The following is a 294-nucleotide window of genomic DNA, read 5'->3' as shown; positions in this document are numbered from 1 at the left end:
ACGCGCGTCGCGCGTGCTCACGCGAGTGCTTCCTGCGATGGCTGAGGGAGATGTCGCTCTGGTTGCGCATGGCCATTTTCTGCGCATCCTGACAGCCGAATTCCTGCGAATGGCACCACGTTTCGGGGCCCAGATCACCTTGGATGCTGGATCAGTGTCGGTGCTCAGCTTCTACCGCGAGCAGCCGGCGATTCTGACTTGGAACTACGGACTCGAACTGCCCTTGGTGCCCTCAGAATCCTGAGCCCTTCGTGAGGGATAGGGGATGTTGGCAACCGGCGCGCAATGGCCGAT

The 294-nt window shown here is 60.9% G+C and carries 1 protein-coding gene; it reads left to right on the top strand.

What is annotated here, in order from left to right; genetic code table 11:
• Window positions 1-244: histidine phosphatase family protein (locus tag ABFX56_RS15970; RefSeq protein ID WP_346234352.1), on the top strand; the 244-nt coding region annotated here is incomplete at its 5' end.
• Between the last annotated feature and the right edge of the window lie 50 nt (window positions 245-294).

This window comes from Parafrigoribacterium mesophilum, assembly GCF_039652555.1.
In the GTDB taxonomy this organism is placed as follows: Bacteria; Actinomycetota; Actinomycetes; order Actinomycetales; family Microbacteriaceae; genus Parafrigoribacterium; species Parafrigoribacterium mesophilum.
The sequence above is the reverse complement of the archived record's forward strand: the minus strand, read 5'-3'. Positions and strand labels throughout refer to the sequence as shown.